This window comes from Thalassospira lucentensis MCCC 1A00383 = DSM 14000, from assembly GCF_000421265.1.
Taxonomy (GTDB): domain Bacteria; phylum Pseudomonadota; class Alphaproteobacteria; order Rhodospirillales; family Thalassospiraceae; genus Thalassospira; species Thalassospira lucentensis.
Map to the genome: position 1 here is coordinate 33,601 of NZ_ATWN01000015.1, position 20,453 is coordinate 54,053.

Below are 20,453 nucleotides of genomic sequence, written 5' to 3' on the forward strand. Positions count from 1 at the left end.
ACCCGCCATTTCTGGCGGGGTCTTTTTCATGATATCTTATGGCCTGAGCCAAGGGCCAGAATCAAAAAAGCCCCCTCTTAAAAAGAGGAGGCGTTTTTGGTGCGGTCGAGAAGACTCGAACTTCCACGGGGGTTAGCCCACAGCGACCTCAACGCTGCGCGTCTACCAATTCCGCCACGACCGCATATGTCGTAACAACAAGGCTACTGAGGTAAGTTTGTAGGCTTGCCTTGCTGCGAAAAGGGAGATAGCAAATTGATTACCCCTGATCAAGGGCTCATTTCACTTATTTGACAGGAAAAATGCAAAGCATCGCCCCAACCGCGCAAATCCCCGACTGGCGCACCGCCTCCGGGTTGGTTTCATACCCCGAAGCACTGGCCGAAATGGAAGCCCGCGCTGACGCCATACATGCGGGAAAAGCAAGGGAACTCATATGGTTTTTGGAACATCCCCCGCTTTATACATCGGGAACCAGTGCGCATATTGAGGACCTTGTCGATCCGGATCGCTTTCCTGTTTATAACGCCGGACGCGGCGGACAATATACCTATCATGGACCGGGCCAACGCATCGCGTACCTGATGCTGGACCTTAAAACACGCGGTCGTGACGTGCGCGCCTATGTTCATAACCTTGAAGAATGGGTGATTCGCACCCTCTCCCTGCTCGGTGTCACCGGCGAACGCCGCGATGGACGTGTTGGCATCTGGGTGGTGCGCGATGATGGCCGCGAAGACAAGATTTCCGCCATCGGGGTGCGGGTGCGTCGCTGGGTGACCTTTCATGGCATCGCGATTAACGTATCACCCGACCTGTCGCATTTTGGCGGCATTGTTCCCTGTGGCATTGCCGACCACGGCGTCACGAGTTTGGCCGACCTTGGCGTCGATATTTCTATGGAAGAACTCGACCGCCTGTTAAAACAAACCTTTACGGAAATCTTTCCCGGAACATCTGCATGAGTGACAGGTCGCAATCGGCCCCAGATAAAGCCGCTGCCAAAAGCCCCACCAAAGGCCATAAAATGCCTGGAAGTGTTGCTGACGGCGGAATGGCGGATGCCGAACGCGACATTCTGGCCGAGCTCGACAAGGCCCTTGGCGAACATGTTGCCTTGCTGCTGCGCTGGAACAGGATACTGGTGCTGCCCGATTCTCCGTTGCCATCGGACGTCGATGGTAACGACCATGACCATGACGCGACCCATCACCATGATTGCGATTTCGGGGCATGGTACGCGATCAATCGCCATAACCGGTTGATTGACCAACCTGCAATGCATGCACTGGCAACAACGCATCAGCAACTTCACGAGTCGGCCAAACGCCTTATCGAAGGACGTGAGCTTGACGGCGAAGTCGATCCGGCTGAATTCGACATGATGGCCTTACGGGCCGAATCCTTTTTTTCCCAACTGCGCCGCCTTGAACGGGCCTTTAGGACTGCCCGATCCGATGTCGATCCGCTCACGGGCACCTATAACCGGCAAACCATGCTGGGCGACCTGAACGCCGAACGCGAACGCGCAATCCGGACCGAAGTCCCAACCGCCGTTGCTCTGGTCGACCTTGATCACTTCAAGGCCGTCAATGACACCCATGGCCATCAGGCCGGGGACCTTGTGCTGCAATCGATTGCCGGCATCCTGCAATCGCATGTACGCCCGTTTGATAAGGTGTATCGCTATGGCGGCGAAGAATTCCTGATCTGCCTGCCCAACGCCGACATGACACAATGCGCCCGTGTGCTTGAACGGTTACGCCGCGTGGTCGAAGCATCCCCCGTCCCCATCACCGAGACAACCACCTTGCCGGTAACCGCATCGATTGGTGCGGCCCCGATGACCAAGGGACGCAGCGTCGAACAAATCATCGAAAAGGCCGATCAGGCGCTATATGCCGCTAAGCAAGGCGGGCGCAACCGGGTCCGTGTCTGGCGTAATCCGGACGATAAAAAGCCCGCTGAAAAGCACAAAAAATAGCGCATCTGCTCGCACCTTCCCGACAAAGCCGCAACGATATGCACCCTAAACTTCAACCGGCAAAACAACGCTTGATGGGATGCGTCACATTCTGATCAAACCGGCGTCGTCAGGTTGATGCCGATAAATTGATCAAAAATATCAAAAATCTTTCGGCACGCGGGCAACGCAAAACCACACGCTTTTTCAGTTTATTAGCCGTTTGACGGGCCAAAACCACACAGCAAGATAAAAATTTCAACCAAAGCGCAATCTTGTCTTCACAAGTTAGAAACATATCTGCAAACTATAATAATAAAAAGCAGCAGGGCTTTGCCCACCACAGAATAGCTGCACGCTTGGGAGGGAATTCGTTTCGATCTGAACGGAGGCCCATGAATGACAAGTTCTATGAATTTTGCGCCTGGCGACCCTGCCTTGATGCTGACGGTTCTGCGCAGTGCCGGTGAAAACCTTGATCGCAGTATGCTTTTGGGGCGTGTTTTGTCCCTTTTCTGTACTGACGATGATGGCAATCAGGTTGCCATTGAAGACAACGCTGACCTGCAGCGTCGCATCGAAAATGCGGTTACCCATCTTGAAATGGCGGGTCTGATTTGCCAGACAGCCGGGGCGGAACTTTCCATCACCTCACTTGGCACGGCCATGATGATGGCTTACCCGCTCGGTATTGATGACGGCGTTTTGTGCTCTCTTCCTGCCTTCCGCAACCAGATGTATGAAACCAACGCACCGGTGGTCCGCCAGCGCTATCTGCCAAATTCGGCCCTTGGCTCTGGATTTTCCGCTGGGCTCGATGCGCATCGACTGACTGAAAACCCTTATCCATCAGACTCTCGCGACCATGAAGACTGGCTTATGGGCTGGGATGAGGCCCTTGATCAAAGCAAACGCGAAGCAGAAACGCTTCTGAACTAGCGCCGCGTTTTGATCTTGGACTGTAAAAAGAAGATATGTGACCACTACCGAATTGCGTGGGAATATGTGTGCTGCGTTAAGCTACATTACTCCCGCATCGCATCATCGGTAGTGTGATTTGAATTCCCGGCAACACCCGCCGGTATGGCCGCCAAGCATCTGCTTTTGATCGGCCTGCTTCCTGTCCGCGTGATCTCGCTGCTGGCATCAAATACCTGTCACAGCGCATCAGATCCGGGCAAAGATATCCTTCCCCTTACGCACAGCGACAGCCTCCTCAAAACCCGACGACAGAACACGTTCGTCATAGCGCTTTGAGAAACGGCATCATATTCGGCGCCCCTATTGGCGGTCGGGGATATTGGGTGAGAACATTGAAATGACGTTGGTTTTGTCATCTTTGACAGGGGCGGCGTCGCCGTCCTTGGCTTCAGGATCATCCGAAACCACCGGTCCGCAATTCAGTCCGGAATTGATCTGATCGGCATGTGCGCCAGCATCGGAAACCGGCTCAGACGCATCCGCCATCAAACGATGCCCATCAAGATGCTTGTCCGCCTTTTGATGTTCGGCATCCGTCAATCGGCGTTCTTGGCGGGACCGCCCATGCAAGGCACGATTGGCATCGGCCTTTCTGGCCTTCTGATCGCGTTGCTTGCGTTTGCGTTCCTGCCGCAGATTAACGAGGTCGCCCATAGCACCTTGCTTCTTGTCCGTTACACATCATTCGGTCACACCAATAGTTGGCATGATCAGACTATAATGTGTTTGCACAAGCCCCAAAAAACAAGCGGGCACCCCGAAATATCGAGGCACCCGCCATAGCCGTTCTTAAAATCCGTTCTGTCTGCCGACTTAGCGCACGAAGACGTGGACCTCATTGGCAGAAACAGATGCGCTGGTCGCATCAGAAGCACGCACGCGCGAACCTGGCATGCCCATATCGGCCAACGACCGAAGAACTGCCTGCGCGTTGCGCTTGGATTTATTGGAATTCAGCGCAACCTGTGCCGGGGTGCCCCGGTTCGGTGTCACCGCAACAACATCAAAGCTTGCCTGCGGGCGACGCTCCAGAACGCGGTTAACCGCGTTATAAAGGGCCTGCTCGTATTTCACGCTGGCACTATCAAACCGGATCACCACAAGCGGACGATCACTGGTTGATGCCATGCGCTGGCTGCTGGGCGCTGGTGCGGCCTGCGACTGGAAGACACGCTTGGAAAGTGAGTCCCCGAAAATCTCGCCGTTCTTAACAGCCAGTGCAAGCGCGTTAAGGTTCGCCCGCTCCGTACTGACATAAGACGTCTGGCGCGAAAGGCTTTCGCTGATTTCGTTCAGAAGACGGTCAATCAGCACCGTGGTGCGGTTGGTTTCGTCTTCAAGCAGTGCCAACTGACGATGGTCTTCGTCAACAGCACCGGAAACCTGATAGGCCGAACGAACGGACTCAAGCAAGAAGGTCGACAGGGTCGAATCTGCTGCAACCTTGTTGGCCAATGAGTTCAACGCGGCGATATCATCGTTCACACGGTCAAGTTCAGACTGTGCGGTGTTCCACTGCTGGACCAGAACCGGGTTACCCGGCGTGGTGCCAACCTGCAGGCGCGCACTGATCGCCGCCACAGTGCCATGATAGGCCTGCGAATGCGATACGGTCTGTCCGCGCAACTGCTGTAATTCGTTATTATGTTGATTCAGAGCCGACTTAAGACGGTTCAGCTCCTGCTGCATGTTTTCAACCCGCGAACCAACAAAGGTTCCGGTCTGCGACACACCGGTTAACGGCTGCGTGCTTTGCGCCGCATCGTAACTGGTTGCGGCATCACTCCCCATCGGTTCAGAAGCAGCGACAGCGGAATTTTCCGTATCGGAGTCTGATCCGGCAAGTGTCGGCCAAAGGGCCTCAGAAGAAAAAGAACATCCCCCCAGCATCAGGGCGGCGCCAATCAAGGCAAGGTAGGTTTTACGAACGGCCATTTCGATCTATTACCTAAGTAGAAATATGCGAATCTCCCTGGGCCCGCTTTTTATGAGAAGAAACAAGCCCCTGTTCCCCCGGGATTGAATGCATCTTAGTCTACGACCACTTGTGGAACAAGACGCATTTGCCCCTTTTTTGCCGAGTCCTCTCCATAATGCCGACAAACGGGACAAAGCCGGGCAAAACAACGCCCTAGCAAGGCGGAAAATGGCCCTCACGGGAAAAATACGGTTTTTTGAAATTTACTGCTTGCAATGACCCGCTCGTTTGCATAAGTTCCGCTCCGCCGACGGGGAGTTCGTATAGAGCAAACCGGCGGAAACGCTAGACAAAGCGCCCGTAGCTCAGCTGGATAGAGTATCTGACTACGAATCAGAGGGCCGGAGGTTCGAATCCTTCCGGGCGCACCATCGGAAGGCTCGACGTTCACGCGTCGAGCCTTCGCCATTTAGCGTAGAACATAAAATGCGCCCGTAGCTCAGCTGGATAGAGTATCTGACTACGAATCAGAGGGCCGGAGGTTCGAATCCTTCCGGGCGCACCATTGAAAGGCTCGACGTTCCCGCGTCGGGCCTTTGTCATTTGCCCTGAACAGTCTTGCGCAAACCGTCCCCAACCCCCCTGACTTTCCCCGCGAAAATGTGACCCATATCACTGCGTTGCCCACAAAAAGGGCCTCAAAGCACGACTTTGCCCATATCGGTCTTGCCGTTTGCCGCCCCCTAAACATATCGAGCATTGGGCAAAGTAAAAAAATGCAGGAGATGTTCATGGATATCGGAAAACTTCTAAGCGATGTTTTGGGAAATTCGGGTGGCGGGCGTTCGACAATGTCCGGAAAACTGGGCGGCATCGCAGACAGTCTCGCCAACAAAGGCGGCAATACTGGCGGCAAATCTGGCGGTTTGGCCAACATGGTTGGGAATAGCCTGGGCAGTGGTGTTGGTGGCGGATTGGTGGGTGGTGCGATCAGCGGCGGCTTGATGTCGGCGGTACTGGGCTCCAAAAAAGGCCGCAAAATGGGTGGAAAAGTGCTGGCCTATGGCGGCACAGCCCTTGTTGCCGGTCTGGCTTACAAGGCATGGCGCGATTACAAAAACAACGCATCCCCAAAGGATCACAGTCAGGATACCGATCTTGACCACGTCCCTGCCGACAGCGGCTTTTCCCCGGAACTCGAACGCAGCCGCGACGATGCCGATTTTCGCCTGACCTTGATCCGCGCAATGATCGCAGCAGCCAAATCCGACGGACATATTGATCAGACGGAACATAAGCGTATCGCCAAGCAGATTGAGGCCCTTAACCTCGGCCCAAGCGAAAAAGCGTTCCTGTTTGATGCCTTTTCGGCTGACTCCGACCCAATGCAGACCGCCAAGCTGGCACGTACTCAGGAACAGGCCGCAGAAATCTATCTTGCGTCCTGTCTGGCAATCGACCCGGATGATCCAGAGGAAGAACGCTATCTTGAACGCCTTGGTGACTGCCTTGACCTTGCAATGGATTTACGCCGACACCTTGATCATCAGGCCATCAGCGTCCGTCAGAATATGCTTGAAACCACCCCGGTCAGCTAAGCCCTTTTGCTTTAAAGCAGCCCAACCCGTAATGGCCCAATCCGGAAGCATTCCAACGCTTTGAACCTTTTCTGACATGCCCAAGGCGATCAAACCGATTACGTGCATCATTAAAAAAAAGCAGCCCCGCACGAACACGTGCGGGGCTGCGTTGCTTAGATGGCCTGCGACTTACATGCCCGGCATGATCACGGTATCAATGACGTGGATCACACCGTTATCGGCCTCGATATCGGCCGAGGTAACGGTTGCACCGTCAACCATCACGCCGTTCATGGCATTCACATCAATCGTGTCACCCTGAACGCTTTTGACCATCATTTCCTTGCCTGCGATATCACCTGACATCACTTTGCCCGGCACAACGTGGTAGGTCAGAACGGCCACAAGCTTGTCCTTGTTCTCCGGCTTGAGCAGATCCTCGACCGTACCGGCGGGCAGTTTGGCAAAGGCCTCATCGGTTGGTGCAAATACCGTGAACGGGCCTTCACCCTTTAAGGTATCGACCAGACCTGCGGCCTTCACTGCGGCAACCAGTGTCGTAAACGACCCCGCAGATACCGCCGTATCGACAATGTCGGCGGCCTTGGCCGACATTGCGCCAAAGGTCAAAGTCGCACCGGCAACAACTGCAAGAACGGTTTTTTTGAACGCACGCATCTCTCAAACTCCTGTAAGTTTGTTATGTTGAACATTGCTGTTCGAAATTACGCTGTCGGGATGCTTACGAGGCCGTCATGACGATCAGTTCATTCATATGATTGTGATCATCCGCCGGTAATCCGTTTACGCCATCGGACCGTATCTGCGGCCTTGCGATCGCGGGTATAATTATCACTGCATGTCGGGCGACTGCGATGATATGCTCAAGCTTCGCCATCGCCTCAAGCGACCTTGAATATGACGGAGATTCTCAAATGAATGCCAATGCGCGGATCACCATTTCCTGCAATGACCGGGTCGGCCTTGTGTCCGACATCTCTGGCCGTATTTTTGACATCGGCGCCAATCTGGGACCGACATATTTTGCCCTTGAGGATGGCACGGCAAAATTCGAAACCAGCTGCGAGTTGCCTGACGGCTGCCCGGTGAGCGAATGCGAAAGCGCACTGAACGCGCTGTCACTGGAAAATGCGGATATCAAGGTGGAAGAAATCGCCGCCATCCCGGCACTCACCACCGCCCCCGGCGCAACCCACATGATCGAATGTTCCGGCATTGATCAACCCGGCCTAATCGCCCGGCTTTCGGAAATCTTTATTGAATACAACGCCAACATCGTGCGCCTTGCCGCCTCAAGCACCGATGAAAAGGACGCACGGATTTACACCACCCGCTTTGCCGTTGCCATCGCCCCGGAACGGGCCAGCAACTGTCTGGCAACGCTGGCCAATACAGCCGGATCGATGCGGTTGGTATTTAAGTTTGACGAGCTTTAAGGGCCACGCCCCGGCTCAGCCAAGAACATCGTCATCTGCAAAATAGAAATTGCTGCTGTCCAAATCTGATTTTTCAACACCATCCAGCGCCACACCATAGGTGTGCCCGCGACCGTTGCTAAAATCGAGATAGACACCTTCGTCAGTCTGCTGGGCATGCGCCAGCACGTCACTAATATCGTGAATGCCGCTTTTGTCCTGAAACTCGGAACCAAGTGCGATACGATCGCCATAGCGCCCAACCTGAAAATCACCTATCCGGTCGCGCTCAGGCCCGTCTTCGTACTCATTCCAAACGAATGTATTGGCCCCGCCGCCATCGTAACGTCCTTCGGTTCCGCCCAGAAGATAATCATTCCCGTCACCACCTTCGATGGTATCCGCGCCATAAGCCCCAATCAGAAAGTCATGTCCGCCACCGCCAGAAATGACATCGTCGCCAAACCCGCCATATATTTCGTTGCGGTCCTGATTTCCAATCAGGAAATCATCTTCTGCCGATCCGATGATGTGGGTGAAATTGGAAATGACATCCCCTTGCGCATCCCCGCCATAAACAACATCGGTTTCGATATTGGCATATACGCCCTCTGAACCCGTGCTCAGGGTCTTTTGATACACCAGCCAGTTTTCGCCATCTCCACCATCAAGAACATCCGCACCAACACCACCTTCGATCCAGTCGTCATCCGCCCCGCCAAGCAAAATGTCATTTCCGGCACCGCCGTTAAGCACATCCTTTCCGTCACCGCCAAGGATGGTATCGTCACTGATGGTGACACTTACCGGGGCAGGTCCGTAGTAGCCGTCACCGGCCAGTTGATCATTGCCATCCCCACCAATGATCAAATCATCACCGGCATAGCCATCAATATCGTTGTTCGTGTCGCTGCCAATCAAAACGTCTTCGAAAGACGATCCATAGACATCTTCAATGCTTGAAAATACATCCCCGTCCGCCTCAGCACCACTGACTTGCGATGTCGCAAGATTGAGGTAAACCCCCGAAGACGCGTCGCGATAGTCGATCCGGTCCTGCCCGTCACCACCGATCATAACGTCCCGGCCCGGCCCGCCATTGAAATAATCATTCCCGCTGGTGCCCAGCATCGTGTCATTCCCGGCATCCCCATATAGCGCACCACCGTCACCGCGCGCCTCAAGCAGGTCATCCCCGCCCCCGCCATGCAGGTAAACGTCATTATAAAGGCCACTTGCCCCCACCAAATGATCGTCATAACTCGAACCATGAACGGTAAGGCCTCGCACACTTAAAAATACGTCGCCGTCGGCATCCCCGCCGTCAAAATGGCCGGCATCGAAATCAAGATGTATAGCTTCGGGCGAATGCGCATATGTCACAGCGCCCGACGTCAGATCAAACTGATCTGCACCAGCCCCGCCTTCCACCATTTCCCAATGACCACTAAACGCGTCGTCATATCTGGTTCCCGTGATGCTGATGTTGGCAAAATCGGCCTGAACATCGCTCCGGTCGATATCACCCGCACCGTCAAGAACATAGGTTGTGCCATCCCGATACAGATATGCGCGTTCAATCGCCACATCAGAATCAGCGTAATCGAGCGTCACATCCTGCCAGTCTTCGGTCAGAACAAATGTATCCGATCCCGCTCCACCGATCAGGGTATCGCCAACACCAACCGCCTCAAGGCGATCATCGCCCCCAAGCCCGTATATCTGGTCAACGTCGGCAGTCCCGGTCAGGCTGTCATTCGCATCCGTTCCGATGATCTTGGCCAAGGTGTCCTCCTCTGGGTTGATCGGGCTTAACACCGCACCGATTACAGATCGTCAATCGGCGGCAGGCCATCATCGTTATCATCAAAAACGACATGCCCGGATGTCAGTTCATCAAGCGTGACCCCGTCAATCTGAACGCCATAGCCATAGTGACGGCCATCGGCAAAATCGACATACACACCTGTTTCATTTTCGCTGGCGTGGTCCAGAAAATCATCGAAACTCCCAATCCCGCTTTTTTCCTGAAACGTTTTGCCAAAAACAAACCTGTCGCCCTGTTCACCCGTGTCAAAATCGGTGATGCGGTCGCGCTCGGCACCGCCTTCAAAAACCGTCCATAAAAATGTATCTGATCCGGGCGCACCATAGGCATCCCGACCATCACCGGTCAGAAGATCATTGCCATCCCCGCCTTCAAGGGTGTCGTTGCCGCCGCCACCGGTCAGGACATCGTGGAAATCACCACCGCGCAGATGATCGTCACCGTAAAATCCGTCCAGATGGTTGCGCCCCTCATCACCGATAATCATGTCGGCGACACCCGAACCACGCACATTTTCAAACCCGTCAAACACATCCCCATCGGCGGTGCCACCCGATGCCGTCCCGGTCGCAAGGTTAATCGTCACCCCTTCGGTACCGTTATCATTGTAATCAAGGGTATCCATCCCGGCTCCACCTGACAGGATGTCGCCATCGGCCCCGCCGCTAAGACGATCATTCCCATCGCCGCCAATCAGAATGTCATTGCCGTCCCGCCCGGTCAGGGTGTCATTGCCATCGCCGCCCAAAACGGTGTCGTCGCCCGACGTATCGCCAAGATAATCGCCATACAGAAAATCATCCCCGTCACCCCCGATCAGAAGGTCACTACCGCCCCGCCCCCAAAGAACGTCGCTTTGATCACTGCCAATCAGGGTATCGTCAAATTCCGTGCCATAGACGACTTCAATGTTGCGCAGCACATCCCCCTCGGCCTCACCGCCAACACCTGTGCCGGTTGCAAGATTGACGTGGACCGCATCCGCGGCATTTTCACCCTCATAGAACACCGCATCCCGGATGCCCGAGCCACCGTCCAACACATCCACCCCGGCCCCGCCGGTCAGCCGGTCATTTCCGCCCCCGCCAATCAGTGTATCGTCCCCGTTTCCACCAAACAGGGAACTGATGCCATCATTGCCAATCAGCGTGTCATCGCCATCCATGCCATACAACGTACTGTATGCCGTGGTTTCATACAGAACGTCGTCACCATCTGTTCCGATAAGCGGCACCATCATGCCCTCCGTCAAAGGTTCGCAAATAGGGATTGGGGGAAATTTCGATCTGGATCAATACCCTCGCCTGACGCGCAGCTATCCAAGATAATCGGCGAAAATGACATTATCGGGCGTCAGTTCGTCGACGGTCATGTCATCGATTTGCACCCCATAGTCGTAATGACGGCCATTGGCAAAATCGATATAGACGCCGTCTTCATTATCGCTGGCGTGTTCAAGGAAATCATCGAAGTCCTCGATGCCGCTTTTTTCTTGAAACGTTTTCCCAAACATCAAATGGTCGCTGAATTCTCCGGCGTCGGGATTGAAATCTGTGATGCGGTCGCGTTCCGCCCCGCCTTCAAACACACGCCAAACAAACGTCCCGCCGGTCAGAAGGTCGTTGCCATCGCCCCCTTCGACCCAATCGTCTTGACCACGCCCACCATTAAGAACGTCATGCCCGTCACCGCCAAAAACATGGTCATCGCCCGTGCTGCCATTGATCACATCCCGGCCAGCACCGCCCGACATGTAATCATCGCCGAACCCGCCGTTCATAACGTCATCACCATTCCCGCCAAACAGAGCGTCATTGGCGACATCGCCCTTAATCACGTCATCACCATTCCCACCCCACATGGCGGTCGCGTCAGGTTCAAAGAAATCGTCGTAATAAATATTATTGGCGATCAGCGTATCATTGCCTTCCCCGCCATAAAGTTGATCCCCCCCGTCATTGCCATACAGGGTATCGTCGCCATCCCCGCCATCAAGCGTATCGCGGCCACCCATGCCGTGCTGCTGGCCATGCAAGATGTCATCACCGGCCTCGCCATAGACGAAAGTGCCCGAAAGGGTGTCGTTGCCCTCCCCGCCATAGATCGAATCAAAACCATAAAAGCCGTCAATCACGTTGTCGCCATCATTGCCGATCAGGACGTCTGAATAGCGCGACCCGAATATATCCTCGACGCCGGTAATGACGTCACCTTCGGCATGGCCGCCACTGACAATCGCCGCACCATCCGTCAATTCGACCTGAACACTTTCGTTGGAATGTATGAAGGTGGCTTCATCCTGACCCTCTCCGCCATTGATGAAATCGGCACCCGACCCACCATTTAACGTATCATCGCCATCATTGCCGAGCAGCGTATCATTACCCCACTCCCCGCGCAGATCATTGGCAAGCTGGCTTCCGACAAGAAAATCATCCCCGCCAGCTCCCATCAGGATACCGCCGCGCTCTTCACCGGCAATCAAGGTGTCGTCATGATTGGAGCCACGCACATTAAGATCGGGGGTTTCTTCCGTGTCATCGAGAATTGAAATCTGGTCGCCGTCCGCATCACCACCAACACCGGTCATGTTGTCCTGATCAAAAATGACACCTTCTGGTGATCTGACGTATGTGACTGTTGGCTCATAAGGGCCGAAATTTCTGACATCCCGATAATCAAATATGATCGTATCGGCACCGCCGCCGCCATCAACGGAATAAAACTCCCCCTGAAGATAATCATCATGATCGGAACCGGTGAGGTCGAACTCCTGCTCGTGGTAATAATCGTCGTTGTAAAACTCTAACGTATCGCCCTCGGCATCACCGCCATGTCCGGTAAGCTCGATATCGCGAGTCTCACGGTCGTCATTATAATGATTGTAAAACTCGACATGAACCGGATCGTCTGACAGTTCATAGGACAGCGTATAATCCTGGCTCGTCCGGGCAATAAAGGTATCTGCCCCAGGACCACCGATAATGGTGTCTCCACTGCCGAAATAGATGGTGTCATCACCTTCCAGACCATAGACAGTGTCATTGGTCCATTCGTCCCAGATTACGTCGTCTTGGTTTGTACCGATGATGCGCGGCATTGGAATCCTCCACAAACAATGAAAAGACTCCAAAAGACTATCACCAGAAAACTAATCGTAAAACGATAATAACAATAAATATATTGAACCAATAATTGTGTATTTTTACTTCAAATTTGAATTAATATTCTTCTAAATTTAATTCAAATACTGAAAGTTCATTTGTATATTTAGACGGAAACTCGATTACGCCCGGCCTGTTTGGCCTCGTAAAGCTTCTGATCGGCGCGCTTCAAAACCGCCCAAGGGTCTTTTACATCCTCGTCAATTTCTGAAAGGCCGACTGAAATCGTCACCGATACGGTTTTATTCTTTTCGGGTACGGTGATTTTATTCTCGGCAATCCGTTTGCGCAGGGCTTCAAGCGGTTCATGAACTTTTTCTGCCGTGCGCCCGGCAAAGACAACGGTGAATTCTTCCCCACCATATCGGAACGCCTTGCCACCCCCGCCAACACGGGCCAATTCACGCGCGACCTTTTTCAGGACAATATCGCCAACGTCATGCCCATAGGTGTCATTGAACTTTTTGAAATGATCAACATCAAGCATGGCGATCGCGTACTGGCTACCAAGTTCCGCCATGGCATGGCCAAGGGCGCGCCGCCCGGCAAGGCCAGTCAAATCATCGACAAATGCCATCCGCCACGCTTCCTGTGCCAATCCGGCCAGCACCACGGCGGTTGCTGCCAGATAGCCATATTGAATGGCACCTGGGCCCATCACCGTTGCCACCGTGATGGCAATGATTGCCGCAGCAAAGCTTGTCTCAAGCGGCTTATGACGGATCAACAATAAGATCACCGCAATTACGGAAAGGATCATGGCCGGATGCGGCATGACCGACAGAAACCCGCCATCATTTATGAACCGGGTATCAAGCACGCGATGAAGTGCCAAGCCGACATCAGGCTGCCCCGCCAGCATCAGCATGACAAAAATCTGCAACCCAAGCACCAGCATCCGTGCAGTGCCACGCGGGTTTAAAACACCACGCTCCGCCGTAAAACCAAGGATCAACAAGTTGGCCGGGATCACATACAGGGTCGCAATGCGTAAAAAGGCCATCCCATCGGGCGAAAAACCCGCCCCATTACCCACCAAAAGCCAGTAACACACCAACAAAAGCAGCATGACAAAAACCGCGCGCCCACGGTTGAACCACCATGCGATGGCCCCGCCCAGCCCAGCCAGAAGAAACGGGCCATACCGCACCAGCCCCGAAAGTTCAGCCGGCACAAGGCTCGGTGATATCGCCAGCACCAAACAGGCCCCCATGATCAACAATGGGGCCAGTCCGACGGAAACAAGGGTGGAATAAGCGCGACGCATGGGTCGTTTGATACTACCTGCAGATGGGGCAACGCGTGTTGGGAAACGATCCCGAACCATGATATCGGCGGTAATCTAACGGCTGTTGGGTTAAGGGGCTATTGCTTTGTCCTTCGTAGTTGCAGTTTTTCTTATTCAGCATCGGTCTGCACCCAAAGCACAATACGACACGGTGTTTTTAAGCTTGCCAGCATTCGCATCTGCACCATAAATTGAAACCCAGCCTACTGCGGCGCACAATGATCGCAGAAAAGCAGACTGTCACGGCGGCCACGGTACGATCCCGAAAACGGGACGCAATAACACGCCACAAGAATACGACAAAGGCATCGCACGGCGAACTTGCCGACGCGTTGCCGTCTTGAAATGACAGGTTTTGGAGAAACGTTATCATGAGCTTCACAACACCGACCCCGGCCCCCGCGCGCCTGAACCGGTCCGAGCTTGCCGTTCCCGGCAGCCGCATCGAACTGTTTGAAAAGGCCGCCAAATCAAAAGCCGACGCCATTTTCCTTGATCTGGAGGACGCGGTTGCGCCCAGTGACAAGGAACAGGCGCGCAAAAACATCATCGCTGCGATCAATGACATTGATTGGGGCAACAAGGTGCTGTCGGTACGCATCAACGGACTTGATACCCATTATATGTACCGCGATGTTGTTGATGTTCTTGAACAGGCCGGCGACCGGCTTGATCTGATCATGATCCCCAAGGTCGGGACTGCCGCAGATGTTTATGCGCTTGATATGATGGCGACCCAGATTGAGGCCGCCAAGGGCCGCAAAAAACGCATCGGGTTTGAACTGATCATTGAAACCGCCCTTGGTATGCAAAACATCCACGAAGTCGCCGCCGCTTCGCCTCGCAATGAAAGCCTGCATTTCGGGGTGGCTGATTACGCCGCCTCGACCAAGGCCATGACAACCGGCATTGGCGGCCCGAACCCGCATTACGGGGTTTTGACCGATAAGGACGGCGACACACCACGCGATTACCATTGGGGTGACATGTGGCATTACGCCATTGCCCGCATGGTCGTCGCGGCCCGCGCCAATGGCTTGCGCCCGATTGATGGTCCGTTTGGGGACTTTTCCGACCCGGATGGCTACCGCGCACAGGCCGCGCGTGCCATGGTGCTGGGCTGCGAAGGCAAATGGGCCATCCACCCCAGCCAGATTACCCTTGCCAACGAAGTCTATTCCCCGTCAGACGCCGAAGTCACCAAGGCCAAACGCATTCTTGAAGCCATGGCAAAAGCTCAGGCCGAAGGCGCCGGTGCCGTTGCACTTGATGGTCGCCTGATTGATATCGCCTCCATCAAACAGGCCGAAGTCATGGTCAGGCAAGCAGACGTCATCGCCGCACTTAACGAAAGCTGACGACCAAATCGTCCCGCCATAACACCCGTTAAACTCAAAGGGGCGCCATTATCTGGCGCCCCTTTGTGATGTCTTGCATCAGGTCCGGCTGTCACACCGCGAAGTTTCCGACTACTCCGGAATGGCCTCAAAGGTGATCTTGCCAATCGCCTTGCCGCTTTCAAGCAGCGCATGCGCCTTTCTCAGGCTTTCCGGCGTCAGCGGACCAAAGTTTTCAGAGGCCGTATTTTTGATCACACCGTCGTCAACCAGTTGGGCGACGGTCGCCAACAATTTGTGTTGTTCGATCATATCGGGCGTTTCAAACATCGACCGGGTAAACATGAATTCATAGGAAAAGCTGGCGGATTTCGCCTTGAGCAAATCCACATTATGCTCTTTCGATGCTTCGGTAATCGTCACGATCCGTCCCTGCGGGGCAATGATTTCGGCCATCACGTCAAAATACTGATCGGTTTCAGATGTGCAGAAAATGTAATCAACTGCGGCAACATCAAGGGAGACCAATTCATCCTTAAGCGGACGGCGATGATTGACCACCTGATCCGCACCCAGTTTTTTGACCCACTCAATGGTCTCATCGCGCGATGCGGTGGCAATCACGTTCAACCCGGCCAGCTTGGCAAGCTGGATCGCGATGGAGCCAACGCCCCCTGCACCACCAATGATCAGGATGGTTTTGTCCGCATTGGCTTCGGTTGCAGTACGATCAATCAACAGTCGGTCAAACATCGCCTCCCAGGCGGTGATCGTCGTCAACGGCAAGGCCGCCGCCGCTGCGAAATCAAGCGATTTGGGCTTTGGCGCAACAATGCGTTCATCGACAAGCTGAAATTCGCTGTTTGACCCGGAACGGGTTACATCGCCCGCATACCAAACCTCATCGCCCGGACGAAACAGGGTGACGTCTTCGCCAACAGCCTCGACCACGCCTGCCGCATCCCAGCCAAGCACGGTAAATTCACCTTCCTTGGCCCGACCCTTACGTACTTTAAAATCAACCGGGTTCACCGCGACACCCTTTACCCGCACCAGAATATCACGACCTTCGGCGGTCGGCGTTTCGGTTTCAATCTGGGTAAAAAGGCCGGGCGTCTCGACCGGGGCAGGTTTGTTAATACCAATGGATTTCATATTTGTATTCCTTGCAACGCACGTTTGATTTGTGAATGCGCCGACGATACCTCATAATGCCCTCAATAAGAAGTACACACAATTTCGACCCATAGTGTCATTTTGTATACTAATGGACTTTACTGCGGCTTTCAGAGCATCAGGAGATTAAATATGGACCGTTGCGCACCCAATCGCAGCCCCGGCTGCCCGGTGGAAGGCGCACTTGATGTCATTGGCGGCAAGTGGAAAGGCGTTGTGATGTACCATCTGCTTGATGGCACCAAACGCTTTAACGAACTGCACCGCATGATGCCGGGTGTCACCCAGCGGATGCTCACCCGTCAGTTGCGTGAGCTTGAGGCAGACGGGCTGGTGCATCGCGAAGTCTATGCCGAAGTTCCGCCCCGGGTTGAATACAGCCTGACGGCAAAGGGCGACACCCTCCGCCAGATCATTCTGGCCCTTAAGGCATGGGGCGAAACCCATGTGCCCTATTACGCGCACGACAAAAAAGAGCAGCCCCAAACCGCCCATGCCTGAGCTTCGCAAAAACGCGACTTCTTAGCGCTTTATGGAATGAATAATCTGAATACTGGACGTCGTGGGGCAACCGTGTGCAAACTGTCATTATGTTTTGTGGAACATACGCCATAATTCTTACGTAAACGGAAAATATGTGTAACGGCTCCCTCAACGCTTGACGTAGCGGGCCGATATACTATGTTCCGGCCCATTGTTTCCCAGTCGGATATGATGCCCTGATGCATAACTTCCTCGATTTTGAAAAACCGATCGCCGAACTTGAAGGCAAGATCGAAGAACTCCGTCATCTTACCGGTAATGACGAAGTCAATATCGCAGATGAGGTCGCACGCCTGCAGGATAAGCTGACCAAACTGCTGCAAGGCACCTATGGCAAGCTGACCCCGTGGCAAAAGACGCAAGTTGCACGCCACCCTGATCGGCCGCATTTCACCGACTATATCGGTCATCTTTTCGAAGATTTCACCCCGCTTTCCGGCGACCGCCTGTTTGGCGAAGACGAGGCCATCATTGGTGGTCTTGCCCGTCTTCAGGGCCGCAGCGTGATGGTGATTGGCCACGAAAAAGGTCACGACACCGAAACCCGTGTAAAACACAATTTCGGCTCGGCCCGCCCGGAAGGTTACCGCAAGGCGGTGCGCCTGATGCGCATGGCAGAACGGTTTAACATCCCGGTGGTCACACTGGTCGATACCGCCGGGGCCTTCCCCGGTGCGGATGCCGAAGCACGCGGTCAGTCAGAAGCCATCGCACGGTCCATCGAAACCTGCCTTGATATCAAGGTGCCATTGATTTCGATCGTCATCGGCGAAGGTGGATCGGGTGGTGCCATTGCACTTGCTGTCGCAAACACCGTTTTGATGCTTGAAAACTCGATCTATTCGGTGATCTCGCCAGAAGGCTGCGCATCCATCCTGTGGCGTTCCGGCGACGAGGCCAAAACCGCTGCCGAGGCCCTGCGCCTTACCGCACAGGATTTGCTTCAGCTTGGCGTGATTGATGACATCATCGCCGAACCGCTTGGCGGCGCACAGCGTTCACCAGCCGAGGCCTGCAAACGTGTTGGTGCTGCCATCATCAAGGCCCTTGAAAGCATGGATGACGTCGAAGGCGGCGTTCTTAAAGCCCGCCGTCGCGACAAGTTTCTTGAAATGGGCCGCAAAGGCCTGAACTGATTTTTCCATTCAGGACGCAGATCATCTTCGGGTGACTGCGTCCTGTTGTTATTTCATCCGGCGCTGTCTGCCGTCGGTGATATCCGGCAAGCCCGCGCCAATTTCCGACCCTGTCGGGAGGCACCAGACCATGTTGCGCCGGTTTATTGAATCCAGCCGTTTTCAGAACTTCATTACGGCTGTTATTGCCCTTAACGCCATCATTCTCGGGCTTGAGACATCCTCAACAATCATGGATGTGGCGGGACCGTTCCTGCATGCGCTTGATCAGATCGCGGTGGCAATTTTTGTCGTCGAATTGGCGATGAAGCTTTTTGTTTACCGCCTTTCGTTCTTTAAGCGGTCCTGGAATGTTTTCGATTTCACCATCGTTGCCATTACGCTCCTGCCCGCCGGACAGGGGCTTTCAGTGCTACGCGCCTTGCGTATTTTGCGCGCATTCCGCCTGATATCGACGGTTCCTTCGATGCGCAAAGTGGTCGAAGCCCTGATGCGGGCCATTCCCGGCATGATTTCTGTTCTGACCCTATTGTCGCTGGTGTTCTATGTATCCGCCGTCATGGCGACCAAACTGTTTGGCGCAGGCTTCCCTGAATGGTTTGGGTCCATCGGGGCGTCGCTGTATTCCCTGTTCCAGATCATGACCCTTGAAAGCTGGTCGATGGGCATTGTCCGCCCGGTGATGGAATCCTATCCGCATGCATGGATGTTCTTTGTGCCGTTCATTCTGGTGACGACATTTGCGGTTTTGAACCTGTTTATCGCGATCGTGGTTGATGCCATGTCGACCCACGTCGATGTCGAAGGGTCCCAGACTCGCGACGAGATCGAAAGTGATCATGGTGAAATCATGAATGAACTTCGCGAACTGCGTCACGAACTCGCCAAACTCAACGCCCGCGTGGAACGTGACGAAAAGGCACCCGAGATAAAATAACGGTCCCGGCCCCCACCTTAACCGACATCGGGTCAGCCTTTCCGCCGCCGAAAAACTTCAGGCTTTTCTGATAAAGCGCGTGTTTCAGCTATCCTGCGGGTTTGGTCATTGCACCGAACTTGAAAATTTCTGCCATGCAGCCCCCGGTCCGGTCGGTGACGTTGCCAAAGATCTGATTTTTTGCATCACGTGATCACGGGCGATTGCGCGTCTGATACTGGCTGCTTTGTGCGACGCCATGGCATTTTCCAAACAAATTAATTCATCTTTCTGGAATGTTGCTCTAGTCTTTCGTCAAAAGGTCGGGAGAACGGGGAAAATGAAGCTTACTTTTGCGGGGACAGGGTCGGCATTTTGTATGGCAGCCGACAACTTTCAGAGCAACATGGTTCTGGAAACCACCCCGTCGGGTGACGAACAGCCAAAACGCCTGCTGATTGACTGCGGTTCAGATGCGCGTCATTCGCTGCGTAAACTTGGCTGTATGCCAAATGACTTTGAGGCCGTCTATATCAGCCACCTGCATTCAGATCACATTGGTGGTCTGGAATGGATGGCGCTTGCCAACTATTTTATCTTTGACGGGCACCGTGTCGATCTGATCACCGCACGCGAGCTGATCGAACCGCTATGGGAACATTCGCTTCGCGGTGGTCTGGAAACCAGCGACCACGGCAACAGCACACTGTCCTCCTATTTCGATGTTATCGCTCTTGAACCCGAAGACGGGTTTGAATGGCAGGGGTTGAAGTTTGATGTCATCCCGGCGGCCCATGTCGTGACCGAGGAAAAAACCATGTTTTCCTTCGCGCTGTTCGGGCACGCAAAAGACAAAAGCTTTTTCCTGACCACAGATGCGATATTCGATCCTGATGCACATATGCCCTTCTACAAAAAGGCAGATATCATTTTTCAGGATTGCGAATTAGGCCCACGTCATTCAGGTGTACACGCCCATTATGATCAACTTGTCACGCTCCCTGCCGAGGTAAAGGCAAAGATGTGGCTGTATCATTATCAGGCATATGATAAGCCCGATGCCAAAGCAGACGGTTTTTGCGGATTTATCAGCCCGGAACAAAGTTTCGACCTTGGCTAATTCCACGTCTGGTTGGTAATCTGCGCGATAACAATAAACAGCGAGCAACCGGAACAATTTGTTCCTG

18 protein-coding genes and 3 tRNA genes are annotated in these 20,453 nt (G+C 54.0%); 12 read left to right on the forward strand and 9 right to left on the reverse strand.

The window, feature by feature from the left end; translation table 11 throughout:
• Positions 1-97 precede the first annotated feature (97 nt).
• A tRNA-Leu gene (locus K355_RS0122135) sits at positions 98-184 on the reverse strand.
• A 118-nt stretch (positions 185-302) separates the two neighbouring features.
• Between K355_RS0122135 and lipB the strand changes: the two genes are divergently transcribed.
• The 3 genes from lipB (at position 303) to K355_RS0122155 (ending at position 2,902) form a co-directional block, all read left to right on the forward strand.
• Positions 303-965 (forward strand): lipoyl(octanoyl) transferase LipB, encoded by a 663-nt coding sequence (lipB, locus tag K355_RS0122140; protein ID WP_022734358.1) that lies wholly within the window; start codon positions 303-305, stop codon positions 963-965.
• A complete protein-coding gene (locus K355_RS0122145; protein WP_022734359.1) occupies positions 962-1,984 on the forward strand; it encodes a diguanylate cyclase in 1,023 nt (340 codons plus the stop codon). The genes lipB and K355_RS0122145 overlap by 4 nt, the downstream gene beginning before the upstream one ends.
• 378 nt (positions 1,985-2,362) lie before the next feature.
• Positions 2,363-2,902, forward strand: a complete 540-nt coding sequence (locus tag K355_RS0122155; RefSeq protein ID WP_028791874.1) for a hypothetical protein — start codon at positions 2,363-2,365, stop codon at positions 2,900-2,902.
• Positions 2,903-3,244: 342 nt separating this feature from the next.
• Here K355_RS0122155 and K355_RS25475 read toward each other — a convergent pair whose 3' ends face one another.
• Together K355_RS25475 and K355_RS0122170 are read right to left on the reverse strand one after the other, a co-directional pair.
• The gene (locus K355_RS25475) at positions 3,245-3,598 is read right to left on the reverse strand and encodes a DUF4169 family protein (RefSeq protein ID WP_022734362.1); all 354 of its coding nucleotides are present in this window, start codon (positions 3,596-3,598) and stop codon (positions 3,245-3,247) included.
• 159 nt (positions 3,599-3,757) lie between these two features.
• Entirely contained in the window at positions 3,758-4,879 is a 1,122-nt protein-coding gene (locus tag K355_RS0122170) for a hypothetical protein (protein ID WP_022734363.1), read from the reverse strand.
• A gap of 337 nt (positions 4,880-5,216) precedes the next feature.
• Between K355_RS0122170 and K355_RS0122175 the strand changes: the two genes are divergently transcribed.
• The 3 genes from K355_RS0122175 (at position 5,217) to K355_RS0122185 (ending at position 6,460) form a co-directional block, all read left to right on the forward strand.
• Positions 5,217-5,293: transfer RNA gene (locus K355_RS0122175), tRNA-Arg, on the forward strand.
• 57 nt (positions 5,294-5,350) lie between these two features.
• Positions 5,351-5,427, forward strand: a tRNA-Arg gene (locus K355_RS0122180).
• 226 nt (positions 5,428-5,653) lie between these two features.
• Positions 5,654-6,460, forward strand: coding sequence for a tellurite resistance TerB family protein (locus K355_RS0122185; protein WP_022734364.1), 807 nt, complete (start codon positions 5,654-5,656; stop codon positions 6,458-6,460).
• 171 nt (positions 6,461-6,631) lie between these two features.
• On the opposite strand, the gene K355_RS0122190 is transcribed toward K355_RS0122185, so the two are convergent.
• Positions 6,632-7,120, reverse strand: coding sequence for a fasciclin domain-containing protein (locus K355_RS0122190; RefSeq protein ID WP_022734365.1), 489 nt, complete (start codon positions 7,118-7,120; stop codon positions 6,632-6,634).
• 257 nt (positions 7,121-7,377) lie between these two features.
• On the opposite strand from K355_RS0122190, the gene K355_RS0122200 reads away from it, so the two are divergent.
• Positions 7,378-7,899 carry a glycine cleavage system transcriptional repressor gene (locus K355_RS0122200; RefSeq protein ID WP_022734367.1) on the forward strand — a complete coding sequence of 174 codons (522 nt, stop codon included), beginning with the start codon at positions 7,378-7,380 and terminating at the stop codon, positions 7,897-7,899.
• 15 nt (positions 7,900-7,914) lie between these two features.
• Here the strand turns inward: K355_RS0122200 and K355_RS0122205 are convergent, their stop codons facing one another.
• The 4 genes from K355_RS0122205 to K355_RS0122220 all read right to left on the reverse strand — a co-directional run bounded on the left by K355_RS0122205 (position 7,915) and on the right by K355_RS0122220 (position 14,137).
• Positions 7,915-9,663, reverse strand: a complete 1,749-nt coding sequence (locus K355_RS0122205; protein WP_022734368.1) for a calcium-binding protein — start codon at positions 9,661-9,663, stop codon at positions 7,915-7,917.
• 41 nt (positions 9,664-9,704) lie between these two features.
• Entirely contained in the window at positions 9,705-10,943 is a 1,239-nt protein-coding gene (locus K355_RS24760) for a calcium-binding protein (protein WP_022734369.1), read from the reverse strand.
• 78 nt (positions 10,944-11,021) lie between these two features.
• Positions 11,022-12,806 carry a calcium-binding protein gene (locus K355_RS0122215; protein WP_022734370.1) on the reverse strand — a complete coding sequence of 595 codons (1,785 nt, stop codon included), beginning with the start codon at positions 12,804-12,806 and terminating at the stop codon, positions 11,022-11,024.
• 170 nt (positions 12,807-12,976) lie between these two features.
• Positions 12,977-14,137 (reverse strand): GGDEF domain-containing protein, encoded by a 1,161-nt coding sequence (locus tag K355_RS0122220; RefSeq protein ID WP_022734371.1) that lies wholly within the window; start codon positions 14,135-14,137, stop codon positions 12,977-12,979.
• A gap of 392 nt (positions 14,138-14,529) precedes the next feature.
• On the opposite strand from K355_RS0122220, the gene K355_RS0122225 reads away from it, so the two are divergent.
• A complete protein-coding gene (locus K355_RS0122225) occupies positions 14,530-15,516 on the forward strand; it encodes an HpcH/HpaI aldolase/citrate lyase family protein (RefSeq protein WP_022734372.1) in 987 nt (328 codons plus the stop codon).
• Between the two features lie 111 nt (positions 15,517-15,627).
• On the opposite strand, the gene K355_RS0122230 is transcribed toward K355_RS0122225, so the two are convergent.
• The gene (locus K355_RS0122230; protein WP_022734373.1) at positions 15,628-16,650 is read right to left on the reverse strand and encodes a zinc-binding alcohol dehydrogenase family protein; all 1,023 of its coding nucleotides are present in this window, start codon (positions 16,648-16,650) and stop codon (positions 15,628-15,630) included.
• A gap of 153 nt (positions 16,651-16,803) precedes the next feature.
• Between K355_RS0122230 and K355_RS24765 the strand changes: the two genes are divergently transcribed.
• The 4 genes from K355_RS24765 to K355_RS0122255 all read left to right on the forward strand — a co-directional run bounded on the left by K355_RS24765 (position 16,804) and on the right by K355_RS0122255 (position 20,386).
• Positions 16,804-17,172, forward strand: a complete 369-nt coding sequence (locus K355_RS24765) for a winged helix-turn-helix transcriptional regulator (protein ID WP_022734374.1) — start codon at positions 16,804-16,806, stop codon at positions 17,170-17,172.
• Positions 17,173-17,393: 221 nt separating this feature from the next.
• A complete protein-coding gene (locus K355_RS0122240; protein ID WP_022734375.1) occupies positions 17,394-18,350 on the forward strand; it encodes an acetyl-CoA carboxylase carboxyltransferase subunit alpha in 957 nt (318 codons plus the stop codon).
• A gap of 130 nt (positions 18,351-18,480) precedes the next feature.
• Positions 18,481-19,287: an ion transporter gene (locus K355_RS0122245; protein WP_022734376.1), complete on the forward strand. Its 807-nt coding sequence runs from the start codon at positions 18,481-18,483 to the stop codon at positions 19,285-19,287.
• Between the two features lie 319 nt (positions 19,288-19,606).
• Complete coding sequence (locus K355_RS0122255; RefSeq protein ID WP_022734378.1) at positions 19,607-20,386, forward strand: MBL fold metallo-hydrolase; 780 nt, start codon at positions 19,607-19,609, stop codon at positions 20,384-20,386.
• Positions 20,387-20,453: the final 67 nt, after the last annotated feature.